Here is a 16,359-nt window from a genome sequence, read left to right on the forward strand (position 1 = left end):
TCATGAGCAGGAGCCCCTATCCTCCATGGGAGTTGGCGAAACTGGCCGGATCGGCAGGGGATTACGGGAAGGCCCTGTTCTATCTGAGAAAGGCTCTGGAACGTTATCCATCTTCACCGTGGATCAGGATCGACATGGCCAAAGCCCTGGCCGGCCTGAGGCGGTGGGATGAGGCCGGAGATATATTGGGTGAGGTCGCGAAATACGGGCAATTCGACCAGAGGGCAACGGATACAGCCCGAAAATACCTGGATGAAATCAGGTCCAAGTCCAAACGGCTATGAATCGGAGCTGCTCAAATGAACCTTTAAGCGCCGGACGGTTTTTTGCAATTTCCCTGACAGGCTCCCCAACCTGTGTTCCAGTGCGGCGGCAAGCGCCCTCGGCTCTTTCGCAAAACGCCTGGTTTTATACCAGGCCTTCATTACCGTTCTGTCCAACAGGCTTCTTTCCCTTCCCAGGTAATCCGCGAAGATGGTATCCACCGTATCGCCCCGGGACCTGCCCACCTCCCCTGAGCCTGTCAGTGATTGGGGGTAGACACGGAAGGCCGAGAGAAAATCGTCCAGGCGGCGGCATCTCATCCCCTGCATGAACATCCTGTAGAACAGGTCATAATCCATCGCGTAGGGGCAATCATTGAGGCCGCCGACCCGCTTAAACAGGTCCGTACTCCAGAAGGCCGACTGCTGCTTTATGATGATGTTGACCTCGTACAGGAAGTCATGAATGTCGAAGTCCACTGTGAACACCCGTTTGGTTACAATGTCGTCCCGGTCGATCTCAACCTGGTTTCCGTAGACGAGATCAAGGCCGGGGTTATCGCGGATAATGGTTCCCACCTTCACCAGTGCCCCCGGAAGGAGGAGGTCGTCAGAGTTGACCCATGTCATGAAACGGCCGGTGGCGATGTCCGCTCCCATATTGATGGCGTCGCACTGGCCCCGGTCCGTGCGGCTGTGCCAGTATTTCAGGACTTTCCCGTAGCGCTTGATGATGTCAACGCTTCCATCCGTCGAACCGCCGTCTATGACGATATGCTCCAGGTTGGGATATTCCTGATTGTGGATTGAGATGATGGTGCGCTCAAGGAATTCCGCCTGGTTGAAAGACGGGGTTATCACGGATATTCTCGGCCACGCGGGATCCTGCCGCGGGGGAGATCCGGTGGAAAAACGGGGGGTGCTCAAAAACGCCCGGAACTCCTCGGTGATTTTTTTGCTTGCCGGGAAAAGAGCCATCCGGGTCCTTTCTTTCCTCACGCGGCCGGAGACAGCCTAAATGGTGCTTGAATTCCACCCGCATACAGATATGATGACTTCGTAAAAAGCCTTAATGTGGACTTTTTACGACCCAATCAGATATAGTATGAAAAAAATTCATAGCAAGAAATATTGATGACTTCGTAAAAAGTCATCAATGCGCCCCTCATGGGACGCCCAAATCAATGGCTTGCGGCATAAGTCATTGATTTGTGAGGAAAGTGAAAATGACACTTTTCGCTTTCCGTGGAGCAAAAAGCCACGAATGGACTTTTTGCGATCATATCAAATATTGTATGCTTAAGCTGCGAGTATAGGAGGGGTGACGGCTTGCCGTCAATTGGTAAACTCGGCCCCACGGATGACCGGATAGGGGTGCTTCACGTCATCAGCGGACTCACCGTTGGAGGGGCGGAGCGGATGCTCGTCTGGATGGCCCGCCATCATGACCGGTCGAGGTTTCGGATGGGCGTTGTCTCGCTGATGTCCGGCGGCGGGTTCGCCCATGCCATCCGGAGCGAAGATGTGCCGGTGTTCGAGTTGGGACAGAGGAGAGGCAGAATTTCCGTTTCCGGACTTCGAAGCTTTTTTTCCGTTGTGAAAGGGTTTGGTCCGGAGATCCTTCAGGGGCATATGTTTCATTCGAACATCCTTGTCCGCCTTATGGGGCTTTTCGGCAGGAAACTTCACGTGCTCAATACCATTCATCATGAGCGTGAATCCATCTTCCGGCGTTTGGCCTGTTCGGTAACCGGCCCCATGGTCGAGGCCGAGATCGTTTTTTCTCTACCTTCAGGCAACCCGGTAGCGCCTGAATTTTTTTGGGGGCCGACCCGGAAGGTTTTCCCGTATGGAGTCGAGATCAACGAGGAACTGAAACGGGATCGAAGCGTACTGAGAGCCGCCCTCGGCATTCCTGAGGGCGCCCGGGTCTGGATTCTTGTCGGGCGGTTGGTCCGGGAAAAGGGATTTACGGTCCTGTTCGATGCCCTGGGCATCCTGAAATCCCGAGGTGTCAGCCCGTTCCTGTTGATCGTGGGTGATGGTCCCGAGAGGCAAAGGTTAAGCTCGATCAGTGCCCGGGAGGGGTTTTCCGACAGCGTCAGCCTGTTGGGAATGCGGGAGGATGTGGAGGACATCTATCGGGCTTCCGACTTTTTCGTCCTTTCCTCTCTGTCCGAAAGAGGCCCTCTCGTCGTCCTCGAGGCCATGGCGGCCGGGCTGCCTGTGGTGGCGACAAGGGTGGGGAACGTGCCGGGCATGGTGGAAGAGGGGCGCACCGGTCTCATTGTTCCTCCCTCGAACCCGTTGGCCCTTGCAGGGGCCATGGAGAGGGTCATGAACATGGGAGAGGAGGCCCGGGAGTGGGGGGAAAGAGGGTCCCGGCGTGTCCACAGGTTTTTCGATTTCCGCCGAACCCAGGAGGAAATTGAGGATTATTATCTCCTGTTGTCCAGGGGAAAGGGGCGAAAAGAATAGCCGTCATGGACTGGACCCCTCCGGCATACCTGTTCTGTTTCGCCGTTTCGCTGGGGGTGTCGCTGGCCATAACCCCCTGGATAGTGGAGACGGCGCACCGCATCGGTCTCGTGGACAGACCCGACGGGCGGCTCAAGGTGCACGAGAAGCCGGTGGCCTACATGGGGGGGATCGCGGTCTTCGTCTCTTTCCTCGTGGGCTTCTCACCGTTTGCCCATCTGGACCGGCAGAGCCTGGCGCTGCTCCTCGGCGGGAACCTGGTTGTTCTCCTGGGGTTTCTGGATGACATGGGAGACCTGCCGTTCAGGACGAAGCTGCTGGGGCAGACCCTGGCCGTGCTGGTGGTCATGAAGGCGGGCATCGCCATCAAGATCGCCTTTCTTCCTCCTGTTGTGTCCCTTCCGCTTTCCTTTCTCTGGCTTCTGGGCCTGACCAACGCTTTTAACATCATCGACATCATGGACGGGCTGTCCGCCGGGGTTGGGGCCATTGCCGCATTTTTTCTCATTATCCTGGCTCTCGCAGCCGGCCAGAAGGGGCTGGCGTTTATGGCCATTGCCCTTTTGGGGGCGCTCCTGGGGTTTCTGATGTACAATTCACACCCCGCGCGAATCTTTCTGGGTGATGCCGGAAGCCTTTTTGTCGGGTTCATGCTCGGAGCCCTCGGGATGACGACGGAGTACTCGAGGAATAACCACGTGGCGCTTCTGGCCCCCATCCTCATCCTAGGCGTTCCCATCTTCGACACCCTGTTCGTCATGATGGTCCGATGGATGAGGGGGATCCCCGTCATGAAGGGGAGTCCGGACCACTTCGCCATCCGCCTCAGGAATTGGAAACTGTCGGTGAGGCAGACAGTCGGTGTCAGCTATGGCGCGGCGTTCCTGTTGGGGCTCGCGGCGCTGGCCATGGTCTTCGGGACCGAGACCACCGCGCTGGTGCTCCTGGGAACGGTATCCGCCCTGATTCTGGCAGTCGCCGTATGGCTGAAGCGGCTCGACATGACCCTCTGATTCCCGGGTCTGGAAGGAGTTTTGAAAAGAGGTGGCTGCAATGGTGATCATTCATGTCCCATAGGGAGCCCGTCGTCATAATCGGCGCCGGGCTGGCGGGGCTGTCCGCAGCCCGTACCCTGCGAAGGGCGGATGTGGAGGTACTGGTTCTGGAAAGGGAAAACAGGGTCGGGGGCCTTTGCCGCACGGAGACGGTGGATGGATTTGCCTTCGACTATACCGGGCATCTTCTCCACCTCAGGGATGGCTGGGTCCGCGATATGATCATCGGAGAGCTTGCCGGGAGATTGACCGAACATGTCCGGAATGCATCGGTTTTTCTCGAGGAAACGTATGTTCCCTTTCCCATACAGGCCAACTTCGGCTCCCTGCGGCCTGACCTGGTTAAAAGGTGCATCCGTGATTCTCGGCGCGCCGCAAAGGCAGTGATGCCGGTCGACCCATCGTTTGCCCGGTGGGCGAGGGCACAGTTCGGGGACACCCTGGCCGAACTCTTCATGATCCCCTACAACCGAAAGCTCTATGTCCACCCCCTGGACGAGATGGAGACATCCTGGACCTCATGGTCCATCCCCCGTCCCACGGCGGAGGAGATGGAGATGGCCGCCAGGGGGGGGGATTCCGGGACCTTCGGTTACAATGCCGTTTTCCATTATCCCACACGGGGTGGAATCGAGATGCTCCCCATGATGCTGGCCGACGGTCTGGATGACCTCCTTGCCCTGGATACGGGTGTTGCCCGTATTGATGTTGGGAGAAAGGTCGTTGTCACCGACAACAACCGGGAGATCGGATACCGGCACCTCATATCTACGGTGCCCCTCCCGGATCTGCTCAAAATGGCCCCGAACCTTCCCGGATTGCCCGCCATGGGCGCCGGAAAACTGCGGCACAGTTCTGTGATGGGCTATTGCCTTGGATTGGACGGGCCGGTGCTTCGGGATGAGCACTGGATCTACTTTCCCGAGGCGAAGTTCCCCTTCTACCGGGTGGGGTTTTTCACCAATTTCTCAGCGAATCTGGCCCCCGAAGGGGCGTCCTCCCTTTACGTCGAGGTGGCCCACCGGCCCGGCGATCCGCCTGGGAACGGTTCAATGGGAAAGCGGATCATGGGAGGGCTGAAATCAGCCGGGATCATTCCCCCGGGCAGGAGGGTCGTTGCCCAGCGGTCCCTCGCCATGCCGTACGCCTACGTTTTTTATGATCGCTATCGCAAGGACCACCTGGATGGGATCCTTGCCGGGCTTCGGGAGCATTCCATCTTTTCCGTCGGCCGCTATGGGGCATGGGAGTATTCGGCCATGGAGGATGCCATCCGATGGGGTATTGAAGCCGCGGGGGAGGTGATGAGGTGAGATGCGTCCCGGTGGTCCATGTCATCACACAGCTCGAATTCGGCGGAGCGCAGCAGAATACCCTCTACACCGTCTCAAAACTCGATCGCAGTCTGTTCGAGCCGGTGCTGGTGACCGGGCCCGGCGGCTACCTCATGAAGGAGGCCCGTGAACTGGATGTGCCCCTTCATGTGGCCGTGAGCCTTCAAAGAAGAATCCGCCCTTTGGCCGATTTTGCCGCCTTCCGCGAGATCCTGGGCATATTGGGGTCCCTTCCCCGTTCGCCCGCCATCGTCCACACACACAGTTCCAAAGCCGGAATCCTGGGAAGACATGCTGCGCGCCGGGCGGGGGTCCCCCTGGTCGTCCACTCCATCCACGGATTCGGATTCACCCCGGGTCAGCCGCCGCTGTTTCGGAAGGCTCTCATTGAGGCGGAACGGATCACCGCACGAAGTACCGACCATTTTATTGCGGTTTCCCACTCCAATAAAGCTGACGGCGTCGAATACGGTTTTTTTACTCCCGAGCGCTGTTCGGTGATTCGATCAGGGTTCGATCTGGATCTGTTCAGGAATGCCCTGTCCAACCGGGATGACCTGACAGGGGAGTGGGCTGTCCCGCATGACAGCCCGCTTGTCCTGATGGTTGCATGCCTCAAGCCCCAGAAGGCGCCCCTGGATTTCGTCGGGGCGGCGCATGAAGTGCATCTCCGCCGTCCGGACGCCCATTTCATCCTTGCCGGTGATGGCGAGTTGAGAGATGAGCTGTCCCGGGAGATCGAGAGGCTCGGGCTTGGAAAAGTCTTTCATACTCTGGGCTGGCGGGAAGACATACCCCGGCTGATGAAGGCCAGCGATGTGGTCATTCTTACCTCGCGGTGGGAAGGGCTGCCCCGTGTCATCCCCCAGGCCAAGGCCGCAGGGAGACCGGTGGTGGCGACGGCCGTGGACGGATCTGTGGAGGCAATTGTCGATGGTGTGGACGGGTATCTCTGTCCTCCCGGCGACGTCAGAACGCTGGCGGATCGCCTCCTTGTCCTACTGAGTGACCCTGTCTCCGCCAGACGTATGGGAGAAGCGGCGAGCAGGTCCGTGGACGAGTTTGACAGGGATGTCATGATAAGGAAGCAGGAGGACCTGTATATTCGTCTCCTGGATGAGAAGGGCCTTGTCGAAAAAGGGGAGGTTCCATGACGACGTGGCACATGATTCTGCTTTTCACATTCATTCTGGGCGCCGTGGTCGGCAGCTTCGCGAATGTACTGATCTACCGTTTGCCCAGGAGGGAGTCCATCGTTTCCCCGGGATCCCACTGTCCGGGATGCGGGAGACCGATCCGATGGTTCGATAATATCCCCCTCATCAGCTATCTTATCCTCCGGGGGAGATGCCGTTCCTGCGGTGAGATCATTCCCTGGAGGTACCCGGCGGTGGAAATGGTAAACGGGCTGCTTTACCTTGGCCTCGCCATGCGGTTCGGGGCAGGAACCGCCGCTCTCGTCCTGGCGCCGTTCGTCACCGCCCTCGTCGTCATCACCTTCGTTGATCTGGACCACCGCATCATTCCCAACGTCATTTCCTATCCCGGCATGGCGGCCGGTCTGGGTCTGAGCTTCCTCGCCGGGTTTCCACGGCCGCTGGATTCGGTGATCGGGCTTCTTGTGGGAGGCGGGTTTCTATATCTTGTCGCAACAGGGTACTACCTCATCACAAAGAGGGAGGGCATGGGAATGGGCGACGTCAAACTGCTGGGGATGATAGGGGCCTACCTGGGATGGCAGGCCCTGCCCGTTACGATCCTCCTCGCGGCGGTAACCGGGTCGGTCATCGGGCTGGCAGCCATGAAAGTGCAGGGTGAGGGTAGAACCTATGCCGTCCCATTCGGGCCGTTTCTGGCACTTGGGGCACTGGCCCACATCTTTTTTGGGAGGGAGTTGATACTTTGGTACCTGGGGCGGATCATCTGAAGGCGCTGTTTACCAGGAAGCAGCGGGGTCTTCGCTGGGAGATACTGGTGAGTCTGGGACTCCTTGTGTTCGGAGGGGTGGCTTTCATGGGAACCACCGCCCTCAAGGCGGCTGAGAGGACGATCCTCATCCAGAAGATGGAGGCTTTAACTCAGGTCACCAGGTCACTCCAGGCGGCCCTTGCCGGGTGGTGGGAACTGGGCCGAAAGGATCCGGCGATTCTGGGGGCCATGCTGGAGCGAACGGCCAGGGGAATGGACATATCAAGCATCGTGGTGACGGATTCCGGCGGAAAAATGGTCGCCGGCACCCCTGCCGAGAAGACCCTGACCCCCCTGTCGGATTCCCTGATAACAAAGGCCCTTCAGGCCGAGAGGATCGTAACCCCGGGAAAAATCTCAGGCATATTCCCCGGGACTGCGCCCAAAACCTGGACATTTTACGCGCCCATCTTTTCAGAGGGGGATGTCGTGGGGGCCTTTAGCGCTTCCTTCCCCCTGGAAGGCCTGGGGGTGATCCTGCGGGTCCACCGCAAGATCATCTACTCCTTCGCCATTCTTGACGCCTTCGTCATCCTGCTCTTCGGTATCTGGCTCATAGGGAGGGTCGCGATCCGGCCCATGCTGATGATTTCCGAGGGGGCGCGGGCCCTCGCCGCCGGTGATTACGGGTCCCGGGTCGTGGAAAAAGGGCCCAGAGAGATCGTTGAACTGGCCCGGTCGTTCAACGAAATGGCCGCGAAAATAGAGGGAGCCGTGAGAAAGCAGGATGAGCACATGAGCGCCCTCGAAAAGGCGAACCATGAGTTGCAGTTGGCTCAGCAGGAGATGGTCAGGTACGAGAAACTCGCTTCCGTGGGCAATCTTTCCTCGGGAATAGCCCATGAGATAGGCAACCCTCTGAGCGCCATCCTTGGATACGCAGGTATCCTGCTCAAGGAAGAAAAGGACCCCGAGAGAGGGGAATATCTGATGTACATCGAGAGGGAAACGGAACGGATTCAGCGGATCATCCGTGGGCTGCTTGAATTCTCAAGGCCTCACGAGATCAAGATGGAGGTGATGGACATCAACGATCTCGTCGGCGCTACCCTGGACCTGGTTTCCCCTCAGAAAATATTTTCCCTGATCAATGTCGAGGTGAGCCTGGCCCGGGATCTTCCACCTGTCCATGGTGACAGGCATCATCTCCAGCAGGCTCTGGTCAACATCCTTCTCAACGCTGCACAGGCCATGGGCGGTGAAGGGGATCTTGATGTCACCACCTCACAGCGTAAACTCTCCGGGATCGAGGTTCCAGTGCCCGGGAGGAGAGCTACAGACCACGCGGGGAGAAATTTTGCCGTAATGAGAAAAAGCAGCGGCGGTTTCGTCCGGCTCGGGGAGGGCGATACGGTGGTGACCATCTCCATACGGGATTCCGGGCCCGGTACTCCCCGGGAGATCATCAGCCGGGTTTTCGACCCATTCTTCACCACCAAGGAACCGGGGGAGGGAACGGGCCTTGGCCTGTCCATCGCCTTCGGCATCGTTCAGTCTCATGGCGGCAGGCTCCAACTGAAAAGCGAAGAAGGGCACGGGACGGAGGTGATCATCGACCTGCCTGCGTTTTGACGAAACCAGGAGTCCAGGGTCCAATGTCCAGAGGGAGAAAAGCAGACACCCGGCTTCTGGACTCTGGACTGTTCTTAAAAGTGGGGTAAAAATCGATGGATCTCGAAAAAATACTGGTCGTGGATGACGAGGAGAGCGTCAGGACGATGGTAGCCGTTCTCCTGCAGAAAGAGGGATACCAGGTCAGCAGTTCCGGCTCCGGGGACCAGGCCCTGGAACTCCTGGGCGAAAGGGTTTTTGATCTCGTCCTGTGCGATGTCAGAATGCCCGGCATGGACGGCCTTGAGCTTCTGGACAGGATCACCGGATCCTATCGGGGCACCACGGTCATCATGATGTCGGCCTTCGGAACGGTTGACCTGGCGGTGGAGGCCATGAAGAGGGGCGCCTACGACTACATCAGCAAGCCCTTCAAGCCGGATGAAATTCTGCTGACGCTGAAAAAAGCTCAGGAGCGCGAGACGCTCAGAAGAGAGAACATGCGTCTGCGCAAACAGATCGAGGACCGTTTTTCCATTATGGGGATCGTCGCCCGCAGCGCGTCCATGAAAAAGATCATGGAAACGGTCCATAAAGTGGCAGAGTACAGGAGTCCCGTTCTCCTTACGGGCGAGAGCGGGACAGGCAAAGAGGTGCTGGCCAGGACCATCCATCATCTCAGTCCCTGGAAGGACGGGGCCTTCGTCGCCGTAAACTGCGGGGCCATCCCGAGGACTCTAGTGGAAAGCGAATTTTTCGGGCACGTCAGGGGGGCCTTCACCGACGCGGTCGTTGACAAAAAAGGGCTTTTCGCTGAGGCCCACGAGGGCACCCTCTTCCTCGATGAGATCGGTGATCTTCCGCTGGATATGCAGGTGAAGTTTCTTCGGGCCATCCAGGAGGGGGAGATCCGCAGGGTCGGCGACAACAAACTCATCCAGGTGAATGTCAGGATCGTTGCGGCAACCGCGGTTGATCTGGAAAAAGCCGTGCGGGAAAACCGTTTCCGAGAGGATCTCTTTTACCGATTGAACGTCGTTCCCATCCACATCCCCCCTCTCAGAAAGAGGCGCCAGGATATCGGCCCCCTGGCCGATCATCTTCTCGATCAGATTTCACAGCGCCTCGGGGGGGACGGGCTGTCCATCACATCCTCGGGGTTAAAGTCCCTCTTGCGGTATCCATGGCCGGGCAACGTGAGGGAGATGGAAAACCTTCTGGAGCGGGCCGCAATCCTCTCCGGCCGTTCCATCCTGGATGAGGAGCACATCGTCCCACTCCTTGTGGGGGATGATGCCTATCGGACGGAGGATCAACAGGGGGAGGAAATATCCATCAAGAAGTCCGTGCGCGAACTTGAAAGAAGGCTCATCATCAGGGCGCTCCGCCAGACCCAGCACAATCGGAGCCAGGCCGCGCGTCTTCTGGAAATAAGCCATCGAGCCCTCCTATACAAGATAAAGGACTACGGAATCGACGTACCCCGTTAGACACCGCATCCGCTACATCCGTTATTAAAGGCGTCGGGCATGAAAAATGTTCTCCGTCCCTATGAAAAAATTGCGTTATCAAGAGGCCGTCCACCGGATAATCGGCGTCAATCGGGGATCTGACGATGGAACGGGTTTTGCTTTACCCATTGTCAATGGAGGAAAAAGGATGAGATCGGATATGCCCGGAGAAAATGGTTTTACCCTTATCGAATTGATGACCGTAGTGTCAATCATGCTCATCGTTCTGGCAATCTCTTCCTTTGTTTTTATCTCGGAGGTACCCACCGTAAGGCTGCGCGGAGCGGCACAGAACCTGGCTGCCACCCTGCAATTCATCAAGGTCCGGGCCGTTGTCAGCAACAGATACGCCTGGTTCCACGCGGACCCGGCCAACCGTTTCTACACGGGCTTCGTTGACGAATCCAGCTTCGGGACAATACAGCCTTCCGAGTATGCCCAATCGAACTTGGACATGCCCGACACCTCCGGCAGCACACCGGGATTCTTTCTTCCCACCGGCATTTCCTTCGGGCTACCGGCGGGTTACTCTTCGGGGGCGGGTCCCGACGGGATACCTTATCCAGGGGCGAGCGCCACCATTGTCAACGCCCCCGGCAACTATGTGGGGTTCCGGTCCACCGCCATCCCGGTGGTAAACTTCGTTTCAAACGCGACGCCGTCATCCCCTGTGGTGATCTTTCTTACCAACTCCAAAGGGGAGGGAAGGGCCGTTTCGATCCACATAACCGGCCGGATCAAAACCTTTCAGTGGTATGGAGGAAGCTGGCGATGAGATTCCGTGTTTTCAATCGACGGCCTGCCGGTTCGAACCGGCGGGAGGGCGGATTTACCCTGCTCGAGCTTCTCATAGCGATGGCCATCCTCGCCCTTGGCCTGACCGGGATCGTCAACGTTCAGATGCGGAGCAGCTTGGGGAACATGGGCGCCAGGAACATGACGGCGGCCGTGAATCTCGCCCGGAGCAAGATCGAGGAACTGCGAAGGGTCAAGTTGTATTATATCCCCACGTCCGGAGCGGCCGAGGTCGTCGCCCCCGACCTTCAGGATGACGGAGACACCACTGACCTGGGAAATTGGACCAACCCGGATCACCAGGATGCCGGCGCCCTCAATGAAGAGGGGATGCTCGGCGGCCGTTACATAGTGGCCTGGAATATTGCCGACGGCGTTCCCGGAGCCAACATGAAGACGGTTCGCGTCCGTGTCAGCTGGACGGAAGGGTCTAAACCCCGGTCGGTGGAACTGGAAACCCAGATCGCACGCAAGAACCTGGATTATTACCAGTAGGCCGGAAACGGGAGATCCCTCAAAGTGGAAAAACCGGAGAGAGGTAAAACCATGCAAATGCTCAGGGGAAGGGAGACGACGATTGTTCGACGGAGGGAAAAGGGGTTTACCCTCATCGAACTCATGGTGGCCCTGCTCATCCTTGGTGTCCTGATGGTGTCCGTCTACAGGATCTTTTCCTCCCAGGAGCATCTTTTCCGTGTTCAGGAGCAGGCGGCCGAGATGCAGGAGAACCTCCGGGCCACTACCGAGTTCATTAACCAGGAGATGTCCTGGGTCGGCTACCAGGTGAGCGGCGGGCTGTCCGTGGCATATGCGTCGAGCACCGAGCTTATCTACCTGGCCAATCTCCCCAACACCGGCGCGACCGTCCAGTACGTGAGGTATAAATTCGACGGCGCCAACGACGCGATCCTCAGGGCCGTGGACGATACCCTCGCGGGGGTGATGAATGCGGGCAACATGAAGGTCCTCGCCTCGGACGTTTCCTCCCTGGACTTCACCTACTACAACGTCGACGGGGCTACCATCGGCATTACCGACAGTACCCCGGCCGCCAGCTCCCTGATGAACCCGCCGGGGGTCAACGATCCGATCCTTCGTACCATCCAGCGTATCAGGAGCACCATCGTCGTCATGTCGTCCAGGCCGGACTGGAGCTATACCCATCCCACGGCAGGGGACCATTACAGGAGAAGGGCCGGGATCATCGACGTCAAGGCGCGGAATCTGGAGGATATCACCCTGGCCGGGGCCGGGGTCGGGACGGGTGAATGTTCATCCCTGACCATGAATGTGACGGTCCCGGGCGGCCAGTACTCCGCATGTCCAGACAAGACCCAGGAGATCAATATGGGGGTTCCTGACCTTACGGACAACCCTCAGATCACGGTCAATATCACATCCCCCAGCGGCAGCACGGACACTGTCAACGACGCCACCGTCTCGGCGGACAACGGCTATGTCATCTACGACGCCTCCGCCATACAGGACAATCTCATCAAGACCGGCGAGACCCTCTACCTGTCGGCAGGGGACCTGGCCGTGAGCGACGAGGGGACCGTCGTAACGATCACCACGGGTTTCAGGAACACATCCGAGATCGGATGCCTGCAGGTCAGCCAGACGGAAACCGTTACGATAAGCAGCGGTATCGCCTCCCATTTCGACACCACCGCGCCCTACGACGTCAACCCCATCACCGCCGAGTATGTTGACCTCGGTACAGGGAACGCGCTGTCTCCTCAGCCCGGCGACCTGGCGGCATGTCCCAGCGAAAGCAATGAGGGCCTGAAGCTTATGGTGCGGCTGGTGGACGACTGCGGCAACGGCATAGAGGGCCAGACGGTCAACTTCTCCGCCGTGGCGGGCAGTTTCCAGACCGGGACCCTGGATAACGGAGACGGGACCTATGAGGTCATCTACGTTCCGCCCGATACGATTACGGTGGGTGTTCCCTTGGACACCGATATCGTAACCGCCGACTGGGTCGAGGGGAGTCAGAGCCAGTCCACCACGGTCAGCCTGAAATCCGCGGCGCCGGATCACATCGTGATAAACGACATAACCGGGCCGGTCAGCTATGGGTTCTTAAAAACCGGCACCGACTCGTTCGAGATTTGGCGCCTCCAGAATCAGACGGTCACCACAAACCTTTCCGTCCTGGACCAGTGCGGGAATCGTGTTTACGGCGAGGAGTTTGACACCACCATGACTCCCACCAACGGCACCATAACCCCCGATCCCAACCCGACCGCGGAGACGGACGGGACCTATACCTTCTACTGGACCAGCGAGGACAGTTGCGGTGACGCCGTGACCGGGCAGAGCATCCAGATCGACAACACCCACACCCCGTCCAAGACGGTGACTTTCGACCTGCTGACCACCCCGCCGAGTGTGTTCAACCTTGCGCTCAACCTGAACCTGGGTGCATCGGATCCGGATCTTGACGCCGGAGGCAACGCTCCTTTATGCTCTGACCATGTCGATATCACGGCCAGTATCGTCGAGAATATCGGAGGGGTTTGCGGGAACCTGACCGACCCCTTTGTTGTTGATTTCTCCGTGGCCGGCCAGACCGCCGGATTGGGCAACGGATCCTTCGCCGCGGTCGCCGGCGACACGACCCTCTCGGCGGATTCCGACGCCGGCGGGGTTGCCCACGCTACGCTTTATCCAGGTGACGCCCGGTATGATCAGAAGCTCGATGTAAACGCTGTCGCGAAAATCGGCGGCGCCCCCACCGACGCGGCCACGATACAGGTAAACATGAAGGCCACGCCGGTTCAGGACATCCTGAGCGGCATCTACGACTCGAGCGGCTACAGCAACGAACGGAACCTGAGCTACCCGGACAGATCCTTTAACCCGGGCGACACACTCTTCCCGCGGGTCGTGGACTGTGACGAAAACGAGAGGATCACCCTCCGGGACCCGTCCGGCTACCCGCCCGTACAGGCGATTTTTCAAAGCCTCCTCACAGGGGACACCGTCACGGTGGATCTGACGGAGGACACCTCCAATTCAGCCGACTTCCGCCTGCCCGCCGGCGTCAGCACACAGCTCAACGCGGTTGCCAACACCGGAGACACCGTCCTTCAGGTAGGGTCCGGCGACCAGATCACCATGTATTACGCCGACAAGGACGACAATCCTCCTCCGCCGAACCTTACGTTCGCATGGCATTCCGACGTCTACATCTCGGGCCCACGCTGGATGAAGCTGTATCAGGTGGATCCGGCGAACAACGAAACCCTCATCACCGGGCCGGCATACGAGCTGTGGGACGGGGACAGGTACAGGGCCAAGGTCTATATCCCGGAATTTGACGGTGACTCAGGACCAAGCGCCGTCGGCACCATGACCGACACCGCAGCAGCCAACGCCCAGTACGGGGGGGAGACGGACAATTTCACCCTCAGGGAGGCGGCCAACACGGGTATCTTCATTACCGACAGCGCTACCTATGGAGGCGTCGATTACAACACCGTGTCCAAGAGCCCCAACCCCCCTGCGCCCAACGACCAGGTGTGGCTCAACATCCCCTATACGCCCGACCGCGTGACGGTCTACTATCCGGACACGGCCTCGCCGATATTCACCGGGTCCTTCCTGATCCACGATTCGGACCTCCCCGATGTTTCCATTACGCCGCCCACCACCGACTCCGGGACCATCCCCATCGAGGTTTCGGCCGACGACACCGGGAATTACATCGATCCGGGAATAGACGCCATCCAGCTTTATATCGACGGCATTGATGTCCAGGATTGGGTTCCGCCGGCAGCCATTCCCGTCACCTTCGACTGGGTGACGGAGTCGGCAGGCAAGGTCTTCTGGCTCAACGGCCAGCACACGGTCTACGCCCGGGCCAAGGACAAGGCCGGGAACTGGGAAAAGACCCCCGACCTCGCCGTCACGGTTAACAATACGGGGGCCACGGCCATCAACTTCACCCAGCCCGCTCCCAACTCGGTGCTTTCCCAATCCATGATCGTTGCTTTCCAGGCGCCGGACGTCGACAATTACAGCATTTACACATGCTCCATAAGCGGGATGTCCTCTGCTCCGGCGGATGTGCCCATGGCCGTAGGCAACACCTGCACCTTCACCTGGGACCTGTCCTCTATTACCGACGGCGCTTACTCCCTCACCGGGACCATCACCGACAACCAGCTCAACTCGGAGATCACGTCCACGCCGCTGGTTGTTATCGTGGACAGCACCGCGCCGACGGTGGATCTGGGAACACCCTCCGCGTGGGTGGGTGACCAGTTCCCGGTTACGGTAGACGTGGATGTCACCGATGCCAACGGTGTCGACAGCACATCCGTCAACGGCGACCTGAACGGCGCCTGCACCAACCTTTCCGGCGAGCCTTTCCCCGCCCTCACCGGGACCACCTACCGGTATATCTGGTCCGGAAACTGCCCCGGGGTGGATGGCTCCCAGACCCTGACCGTCCGTGGATCTGACCTGGCGGTCCCCTCCAATGAGGGCAGCGACACCGCCACCTTCAGTGTGGACACGATCCACCCCGTTCTGGCGCCCATAAACGCGAGCCCAATCGCCGGCACCTACCTCACCACGGGGTCCTTCGTGAATGGCGTTGTCACCATCACATCAAGCGTCATGGACAATCATGCCGCCAGCGCGTTCGTCTCATTCGCTCTCCTCCCGGGGAGCCCGGTGGTATACCCGAGGCCCCTGGACAACCCGTCCACGGGGGCGTTCCATTATACCTGGGATACATCCCTCCAGACCCAGGGCCTTTACGAGGTGATAGTCAGCGGCAGGGACGTGGCGGCCAACGCCAACACAAACACGGAGATCGCCTACCTCTACGTTGACAGGACAGCGCCGGGCCTGACCGGCCCCGTTGTCAATCCATCCGATCCCGGGTACGCCGTCAGCGTCGTCCCGGTTGATACATCCGTCAACGACTCCTTCGGCTTCGTCAACCATTTCGGGGTATTCGTATACGACGCCCCGTCGGCTTCGTCTCCCATCGAGTCGGACATCGGGACGACCTACCCGCCCATCGCGGCAGTGTCCAGCACCTCGGTCACTTTCACCATGGACACGCGGTTACGGACGGCCAACGGGACCTACTATATCCAGAGTTACGCCGACGACCACGCGGGGAATGCCAACAGCACGGGCAGGTCCCCCTTCGAGGTGTGCAACCGGGTGGCTGAGATTTCGAGCCACGGTTTCAACAAAATTGGTAGTGAATACACCCTCACGGTTGAGGGTGTTGTCACGCAGCTGACGCCGACGGGGCCGTCGGGGATTGAGAATGAGCCGTTGAATCTGGAGGTCCATTCGGCCACCACAGGTACCTTTAATCTTTCAGGTAGTACCACCACCGGCGGCGCCTTCTCCCTCACTACGCCACAGAGCAGCA

The 16,359-nt window shown here is 58.9% G+C and carries 12 protein-coding genes; 11 read left to right on the forward strand and 1 reads right to left on the reverse strand.

The genetic code is table 11. From position 1 onward, the window contains the following. A partial coding sequence (locus tag GXP52_06345; protein ID NOY86903.1) for a tetratricopeptide repeat protein occupies window positions 1-284 on the forward strand: 284 nt, incomplete at its 5' end. Here the strand turns inward: GXP52_06345 and GXP52_06350 are convergent. Next, the gene (locus GXP52_06350; GenBank protein ID NOY86904.1) at window positions 279-1,241 is read right to left on the reverse strand and encodes a glycosyltransferase; all 963 of its coding nucleotides are present in this window, start codon (window positions 1,239-1,241) and stop codon (window positions 279-281) included. The two genes, GXP52_06345 and GXP52_06350, sit on opposite strands and share 6 nt — an antisense overlap. 351 nt (window positions 1,242-1,592) lie before the next feature. Between GXP52_06350 and GXP52_06355 the strand changes: the two genes are divergently transcribed. From GXP52_06355 to GXP52_06400, 10 genes are all read left to right on the forward strand, one after another. Further along, the gene (locus GXP52_06355; GenBank protein NOY86905.1) at window positions 1,593-2,741 is read left to right on the forward strand and encodes a glycosyltransferase; all 1,149 of its coding nucleotides are present in this window, start codon (window positions 1,593-1,595) and stop codon (window positions 2,739-2,741) included. 5 nt (window positions 2,742-2,746) lie between these two features. Further along, the gene (locus GXP52_06360) at window positions 2,747-3,754 is read left to right on the forward strand and encodes an undecaprenyl/decaprenyl-phosphate alpha-N-acetylglucosaminyl 1-phosphate transferase (protein ID NOY86906.1); all 1,008 of its coding nucleotides are present in this window, start codon (window positions 2,747-2,749) and stop codon (window positions 3,752-3,754) included. A gap of 53 nt (window positions 3,755-3,807) precedes the next feature. Then, window positions 3,808-5,109 carry an NAD(P)-binding protein gene (locus tag GXP52_06365; protein NOY86907.1) on the forward strand — a complete coding sequence of 434 codons (1,302 nt, stop codon included), beginning with the start codon at window positions 3,808-3,810 and terminating at the stop codon, window positions 5,107-5,109. Then, window positions 5,106-6,284: a glycosyltransferase family 4 protein gene (locus tag GXP52_06370; GenBank protein ID NOY86908.1), complete on the forward strand. Its 1,179-nt coding sequence runs from the start codon at window positions 5,106-5,108 to the stop codon at window positions 6,282-6,284. Before GXP52_06365 ends, GXP52_06370 begins: the two co-directional genes overlap by 4 nt. Continuing rightward, window positions 6,281-7,057 carry a prepilin peptidase gene (locus tag GXP52_06375; protein NOY86909.1) on the forward strand — a complete coding sequence of 259 codons (777 nt, stop codon included), beginning with the start codon at window positions 6,281-6,283 and terminating at the stop codon, window positions 7,055-7,057. The genes GXP52_06370 and GXP52_06375 overlap by 4 nt, the downstream gene beginning before the upstream one ends. Further along, window positions 7,033-8,670, forward strand: coding sequence for a HAMP domain-containing protein (locus GXP52_06380; GenBank protein NOY86910.1), 1,638 nt, complete (start codon window positions 7,033-7,035; stop codon window positions 8,668-8,670). The genes GXP52_06375 and GXP52_06380 overlap by 25 nt, the downstream gene beginning before the upstream one ends. A 95-nt stretch (window positions 8,671-8,765) precedes the next feature. After that, a complete protein-coding gene (locus GXP52_06385; GenBank protein NOY86911.1) occupies window positions 8,766-10,139 on the forward strand; it encodes a sigma-54-dependent Fis family transcriptional regulator in 1,374 nt (457 codons plus the stop codon). Between the two features lie 169 nt (window positions 10,140-10,308). Then, window positions 10,309-10,935, forward strand: a complete 627-nt coding sequence (locus tag GXP52_06390) for a prepilin-type N-terminal cleavage/methylation domain-containing protein (protein NOY86912.1) — start codon at window positions 10,309-10,311, stop codon at window positions 10,933-10,935. Further along, window positions 10,932-11,450 (forward strand): type II secretion system protein, encoded by a 519-nt coding sequence (locus GXP52_06395; protein ID NOY86913.1) that lies wholly within the window; start codon window positions 10,932-10,934, stop codon window positions 11,448-11,450. The genes GXP52_06390 and GXP52_06395 overlap by 4 nt, the downstream gene beginning before the upstream one ends. A 24-nt stretch (window positions 11,451-11,474) precedes the next feature. Next, window positions 11,475-16,359: prepilin-type N-terminal cleavage/methylation domain-containing protein (locus GXP52_06400; protein NOY86914.1), on the forward strand; the 4,885-nt coding region annotated here is incomplete at its 3' end.

The sequence above is a fragment of the Deltaproteobacteria bacterium genome, from assembly GCA_013151915.1.
Classification (GTDB): Bacteria; BMS3Abin14; BMS3Abin14; order BMS3Abin14; family BMS3Abin14; genus BMS3ABIN14.

What these genes read in the sequence shown, in the direction of transcription:
- GXP52_06375 (NOY86909.1), top strand. Translation starts at nt 6,281, where the DNA reads ATGACGACGTGGCACATGATTCTGCTTTTCACATTCATTCTGGGCGCC.
- GXP52_06365 (NOY86907.1), top strand. Translation starts at nt 3,808, where the DNA reads ATGTCCCATAGGGAGCCCGTCGTCATAATCGGCGCCGGGCTGGCGGGG.
- GXP52_06395 (NOY86913.1), top strand. Translation starts at nt 10,932, where the DNA reads ATGAGATTCCGTGTTTTCAATCGACGGCCTGCCGGTTCGAACCGGCGG.
- GXP52_06390 (NOY86912.1), top strand. Translation starts at nt 10,309, where the DNA reads ATGAGATCGGATATGCCCGGAGAAAATGGTTTTACCCTTATCGAATTG.
- GXP52_06360 (NOY86906.1), top strand. Translation starts at nt 2,747, where the DNA reads ATGGACTGGACCCCTCCGGCATACCTGTTCTGTTTCGCCGTTTCGCTG.
- GXP52_06385 (NOY86911.1), top strand. Translation starts at nt 8,766, where the DNA reads ATGGATCTCGAAAAAATACTGGTCGTGGATGACGAGGAGAGCGTCAGG.
- GXP52_06350 (NOY86904.1), bottom strand. Translation starts at nt 1,241, where the DNA reads ATGGCTCTTTTCCCGGCAAGCAAAAAAATCACCGAGGAGTTCCGGGCG.